This is a genomic window from Amycolatopsis sp. 3B14 (assembly GCF_050958625.1).
GTDB classification, from domain to species: domain Bacteria; phylum Actinomycetota; class Actinomycetes; order Mycobacteriales; family Pseudonocardiaceae; genus Amycolatopsis_E; species Amycolatopsis_E thermoflava.
The window spans coordinates 1-5386 of the sequence record NZ_JBHZEN010000121.1; the positions used below are offsets into that span (position 1 = coordinate 1).

The 5386-nt window shown below is 65.1% G+C and carries 5 protein-coding genes; all 5 read right to left on the reverse strand.

Features of this window, described 5'->3' with window-relative positions:
• Positions 1 to 98: 98 nt before the first annotated feature.
• The 5 genes from ACCP09_RS39770 to ACCP09_RS39790 are packed head-to-tail and all read right to left on the reverse strand — an operon-like array spanning position 99 to position 5273.
• A complete protein-coding gene (locus tag ACCP09_RS39770; RefSeq protein WP_433754251.1) occupies positions 99 to 911 on the reverse strand; it encodes an ABC transporter ATP-binding protein in 813 nt (270 codons plus the stop codon).
• A complete protein-coding gene (locus ACCP09_RS39775) occupies positions 899 to 1879 on the reverse strand; it encodes an ABC transporter ATP-binding protein (RefSeq protein ID WP_433754253.1) in 981 nt (326 codons plus the stop codon). The genes ACCP09_RS39770 and ACCP09_RS39775 overlap by 13 nt, the downstream gene beginning before the upstream one ends.
• Positions 1876 to 2730, reverse strand: a complete 855-nt coding sequence (locus ACCP09_RS39780) for an ABC transporter permease (protein WP_431911310.1) — start codon at positions 2728 to 2730, stop codon at positions 1876 to 1878. The genes ACCP09_RS39775 and ACCP09_RS39780 overlap by 4 nt, the downstream gene beginning before the upstream one ends.
• Positions 2727 to 3653 (reverse strand): ABC transporter permease, encoded by a 927-nt coding sequence (locus ACCP09_RS39785; RefSeq protein WP_431911307.1) that lies wholly within the window; start codon positions 3651 to 3653, stop codon positions 2727 to 2729. The genes ACCP09_RS39780 and ACCP09_RS39785 overlap by 4 nt, the downstream gene beginning before the upstream one ends.
• 27 nt (positions 3654 to 3680) lie before the next feature.
• The gene (locus tag ACCP09_RS39790; RefSeq protein WP_433754256.1) at positions 3681 to 5273 is read right to left on the reverse strand and encodes an ABC transporter substrate-binding protein; all 1593 of its coding nucleotides are present in this window, start codon (positions 5271 to 5273) and stop codon (positions 3681 to 3683) included.
• Positions 5274 to 5386: the final 113 nt, after the last annotated feature.

A 5386-nucleotide genomic window follows, 5' to 3' on the forward strand; every position in this document is an offset into this window, starting at 1 on the left:
GGCTGGATCCCCACAGGCGAAAGGCCGGAACGCCCGTGATGCGCACGATCGAGATCGTGGCTCACGAACCCTCCGGCCCACGTGGTGCCGCTGAAGAGTCAGGTGACCTGCTCGCGCTCGATTTTCTTGATCTCCATCTCGTGCGACGAACGGACCAACTGCCGCACGTACGGATCGAGCTCCGCGGTACCGTCGATGATCTCGTCCAGGGCGCCGGAGAAGAGCATGGCTCCGTGCCGCAGGACGACGACGTCTTCCGCGAGTGCTCGCGCCACCGCGAGGTCGTGGGTGACGACGATGCAGGCGAAGTGGTGCTTCTCCTGCAGATCCAGCAGCAGATTGATGATCTGCGCCTGCACCGAGACATCCAACGCCGACGTGGGCTCGTCGCACAGCAGCACGTCGGGTGACGACACCAGCGCGCGCGCGATGACGATCCGCTGGAGTTGACCACCTGAGAACGCTTTGGGCCGGTCCTTGTACCGCGCGGGATCGATGCCCACCGACGTCATCAGCTCGGCCACCCGCGCGCGGCGGGCGCGCCTGCCGAGTTTCCGCAATGGTTCCCCGATGCTCCAGCCGACGCTGCGTACCGGGTTCAACGCGTCTGTCGGGTTCTGGAAGACCATCTGCACCGGGCTGGTGGTGCCGTGCCTGGGCGCCGTGACCTCGACGCCACCGACCATGACCGCCCCACTGGTCGGCTTCTCCAGTCCGGCGACACATCGGATCAGGGTTGATTTCCCCGCACCGCTCTCGCCGATCACCGCGGTGGTCCTACCGGGAGCGACGGTGAACTCGACTGAGTCCAGGGCGTGACGCACCACGCCCTTCCGGTTCCGGAAGTCCTTGGACAACGCATTTACGTGTATGGCGGCAGCTTCGGTGATCGTGGTGGTCAGATTTCGCACGTCCGGCCCTCCCGTCGCGGATAGTGGCACGCATAGCCACTGTCGGAATCCTTCGTGAACAGGGGACGATCGTTCGCGCAGCGGTCCTGCGCGTCCGGGCACCGGGGATGGAAGGAGCACCCACGCGGCCAGTTGCCCGGTGACGGCGGTTCGCCCAGGATCACCGGCAGGCGAGCCCGTGATGGACGATCAAGGGTGAGTTCGCAGTTCAGCAATGTGGCCGTGTACGGGTGGGCGGGACGGTCGATGACCTCGGCCATCGGGCCGTACTCGACCAGCCTGCCGGCGTAGATGATCGCGATGCTGTCACAGAACCCGCTCACCAGACCGAGGTCGTGGGAGACGAGCAGCGCTGCCATGCCCGCCTCCTCGGAGATCGACCGCAGTAGCTTGAGCGCCTCGATCCGCAGGTTCGCGTCCAGCGCCGAGGTCGGCTCGTCGACCACCAGCAACCGCGGCTTCGGCATTAGTGTCTGCGCCAATGCGAGCCGCTGCGCCATGCCGCCCGACAGTTCGTGCGGGTAGAGCTGGAACAGCTCGGGGATGTCCACGAGGCCGAGGTACTCGCAGAGCTCACGAGCTCGGTGCGTGGCCTCCTGCCGGGTCATCAGGCGTTTGCGTACCACCGATTCCACGAGCTGCCGCCCGACGCGCTGCATCGGGTCGAACGCCGCTGCCGGGTTTTGCAGCATGAGCCCGGTCGAGGTGCCCAACAGCTGTGCGATCTGCTCGGGCCGGCTCATCGAGTGCCAGGTGTGGCCGTCAAAGCTGACCTTGCCACTGGCTCGAAGCGACTTCGGCAGCAGCCCGAGTACCGCTCGAGCCGTGAGAGTCTTGCCTGCGCCGGTTTCCCCGAGAAGCCCGAGCAGATGCCCGGGAGACACTTCGAAACTCACGCCCGAGACCAGTTTCGTCCCGCTCGGAGCGACAATCTCGAGGTCCTGGACCTGGAGTGCGGGTGTGGTCATGCGAGCCCCCCCGAGTCGAGGTGGAAACGGTCCCGCAGGCCGTCTCCGATGAGGTTCGCGGAGACGACGAGCAGGATGATCACCAGGCCGGGCACGGTCGCGATCCACCACGACCCGACCAGCTGGTCTCTGCCCTGCGAGATCATGTAACCGAGGCTGGCCGTCGGTGGCTGGAAGCCCAGTCCGAGGAAGGACAGCGCGCTCTCGGACAGCACCACGAACCCGATGTGCAGCGAGGCGTAGACGATGATCGGCGTGGCCGCGGCCGGTATCAGGTGCCCGAAAAGTATGCCGATCCGCCGGGTGCCGGCCAAGCGCGCCGCAGCGACGTAACCCCGTTCCCGGTCGACCAGGACGTTCGCCCTGACCAGCCGCGCGTACGGCACCCAGCCGACTGACGAGAGAAGGACGACCATCGTGGCGAAGCTCGGTTGGATGAGCATCGACGCCGCCAGGAAGATCAGCAGAGGCGGAACCGCGAGTTGGAGGTCGACCAGCCGCATCAGGACGGCGTCCACCCAGCCGCCCATGTAAGCGGCGTAGGCGCCGACGAGGACACCGACGAAGGTGCTGATCAGGACGACCATCAGTGCGACTGTCAGCGACGTCGCCACGCCGTACGCGCACCAGGCCAGGAGATCACGTCCGAGGACGTCCGTGCCCAGCACGTGACCACCTGACAGCGGCGGGAGGTAGGACTCGGCGAGATCCTGCGTGTTGGGATCGACTGGCAGGATTCGTGCGACGACAGCACCGAAGGCCAGTACGCCGAGGAGCGTCGCACCCGCGCGCAGGGAGGCGCCGCCTGGGCGCGCACGACGTTTCGCGGGCTTGCCGGTGAGGAGGGTCATGCTTTCACCATCCGGACGCGAGGATCACTGACGAGGATGAAGATGTCCGAGATCAGGTTCAGGAGCACGTAGAAAGCCGCGACCATGATGATTGTCGCCTGAACCACGGCGAAATCACGCGTCAGCACCGCCGAGATCATCAGGTTGCCGATTCCCGGCCAGGAGAAAATCGTCTCGACGATGACGCACGCCGAGATCAGGTAACCCAACTGGAGCGCGGTGAAGTTCACGCTGGGGCCGAGCATGTTCCGGAGTGCGTGCCGGTAGACGATCACCCGTTCGCTCAACCCGCGGGCCCGCATGGCTTCGACGAAGTCGTTGCCGAGCACGTCGAGCATCTGTCCGCGGAACACGCGGTACAGGGTCGGCACGGTGGGCAGGGCAAGGGTGACCACCGGCAGGACCACCGACGACAGGTTGTAGAAGCCGAAACTCGGCAGCAACTGGAGATTTGCCGAGAAGACCAGGATGAGCATGAGTCCGAGCCAGAACTCGGGCATGCCCTGCAGGGCTCCGACCGTGCGGCGGATGAACCGGTCGGTGCGCGATTCACGGTGACGTGCGCTGAAGATGGTCAACATGAGTGCCAGTGCCGCGGCGAGCAAGATGGCCAGGACCACCAGGATCAAGGTGTTCGGAAAGGCCGTGACCACCTCGCCCATCGCGTCTGAGCCCGTTCGGTAGGAATTTCCGAAGTCGCCCTGAAAAATTCCACTCAAGTAATGCATGAAGCGCATCGCCAACGGTTTGTCATAACCGAGTTCGGCATTGAGTGCGGCTCTCGCCTCGGCAGTCATCTGCGGCCCGCCGATCACATCCGCCGGCCTGCCGATCGTGTTGGTCAGGAGGAAACTGATGACAACCGCACCAAAGACGACGACTACGCTTTGCAGCAACCGGTTTATGATGAATCGGGTGACCACAGGACCCGCTCCCCTTCGATCTCGAGGCTACTGACTGAGGTAGACCTGGCCGAACCTGGGCTGGAAGCCGTCCTTCGGCGCGCTGTAACCCTGCACCGCGTTCGAGTACGCGTCGACCTGGATCGAGTTGTAGAGCGGAATGGCGGGGAGTTGTTGCGCGAAGAGTTCCTGAAGGTCCGCCATGAGCTGGAGGCGTTCCGGACCGTCCGGGGTGGACAGCATCCTGGTGTTGAGGTCGTTCATCGCGTCGAATTCCGAGGTGCGCTGGAAGTACTTCGTCGCGAAGAAGAGCGGACCGCCCGTCAACCAGCCCAGCTCGCCTGCCACGGCGTGGTAAGGCTTTGTCTTCGGGTCGACGATCACTTTCGTGACCTCGGCGAATGGGATCTGCGTAGCCTTCATGGTCACGCCGATCTGACTGAGCATGCCGCTGATGGCCTGTTCTACCCGGCCGATGTTCTCGCCCAGCTCGGGGGACCACACCGCTTCGATCTCGACCGGGGAGGGCAAGCCGCTCTGTGCGAGGAACTGCCGGGCCTTGTCCAGGTCGTAGGGGTACTGGGTGGCGGGCTGCCGATAACCGTAAATGCCTTCGGGCAGGATGTTGTCCTGTCGCCTGCCGACTCCGCGAAGGATCGACTTGACGATTGCTTCCTTGTCGATCGCATGCGCGATCGCGCGACGCAGAGCGAGGTTGTCCACTGGCTGATGCTTCGTGAAGATGATCAGCTGTCCGACCCGCCACAGTGGCTTTTCGGTCACGGCGAGGTTGGACGCCGTCTTCAGGGCAGCGGCGTCGCTCGGCGGGACGTTGTACACGAGATCCACGCTTCCGGACCGGAGTGCCGCGACACGGGCCGAAGCGTCCGGAATTATCTGGAACTGCAGGCCTTCGAGGTAGGGGCCGGGACCGCGGTACTGACGGTTGGCAGTCAGCACGATACTCTTTGCCGTCGTGTAACTCTCGAACCGGAAGGGCCCGGTTCCCGTCGGTGTCTTGTTCACTGCTTCCGGTCCGCGGTCGACGAGGTTCGGCGAAATCATCCGGATCAGGGTCGCGTTGCGGCCGAGGTCCGGGAAGCTCGCCGGGCTGCTGATGCGGATGACGCGCGGATCGCTGTCGTCGTAGGTCGCGTTGGGCGGGAGCAGGACCGCCCACTGCGCGCCGGATCGCGAGTAGTACTGGAAGGTCTTTTTCACAGCCGAGGACGTGAGGGGCGCGCCGTCATGGAAGGTGACGCCGTCCTTGAGGTAGAACGTCCACTGCCGTCCATCCGGCGACGATTCCCAGCGCTCGGCGAGGACGCCGACGAGCTCCGATGTGTCGCCGTTGAAGCCGAGCAGGCTTTCGTAGATGTTGTGGGAGACGATCGGGAGTGAGACCGCGTTCCCGGCGATGGACGGGTCGAGGCTGGTCGGGTCGCCGAGATGAGCGACCCGGAGCGTGCCGGTCGGCTGGGCCGGTGGCTGACCGCCGTTCGCGGCTGGTGCCTGCGAACCGATGGAGCATCCACCGAGCAGTGGGATGCCCGCAGACAGCCCCAGAGCAGTCGCCGCGGCGTACCGCAGCGTTTCTCGGCGGGTCCAGTATTGATTCGCAGTCGTGTGGTTCTTCGACATGATGAGACCTGTTCGTCGAGGTGATCAGGCGTCGGCTGGGGTGGCTTCGCCTGTGGGGATCCAGCCTTGGGGGGGGGGGGGGGGGGGGGGGGGGGGGGGGGGGGGGGGGGGGG

Coding starts and splice junctions, on each gene's coding strand:
- ACCP09_RS39780 (WP_431911310.1), bottom strand. CDS start 2,730: ATGACCCTCCTCACCGGCAAGCCCGCGAAACGTCGTGCGCGCCCAGGC.
- ACCP09_RS39790 (WP_433754256.1), bottom strand. CDS start 5,273: ATGTCGAAGAACCACACGACTGCGAATCAATACTGGACCCGCCGAGAA.
- ACCP09_RS39775 (WP_433754253.1), bottom strand. CDS start 1,879: ATGACCACACCCGCACTCCAGGTCCAGGACCTCGAGATTGTCGCTCCG.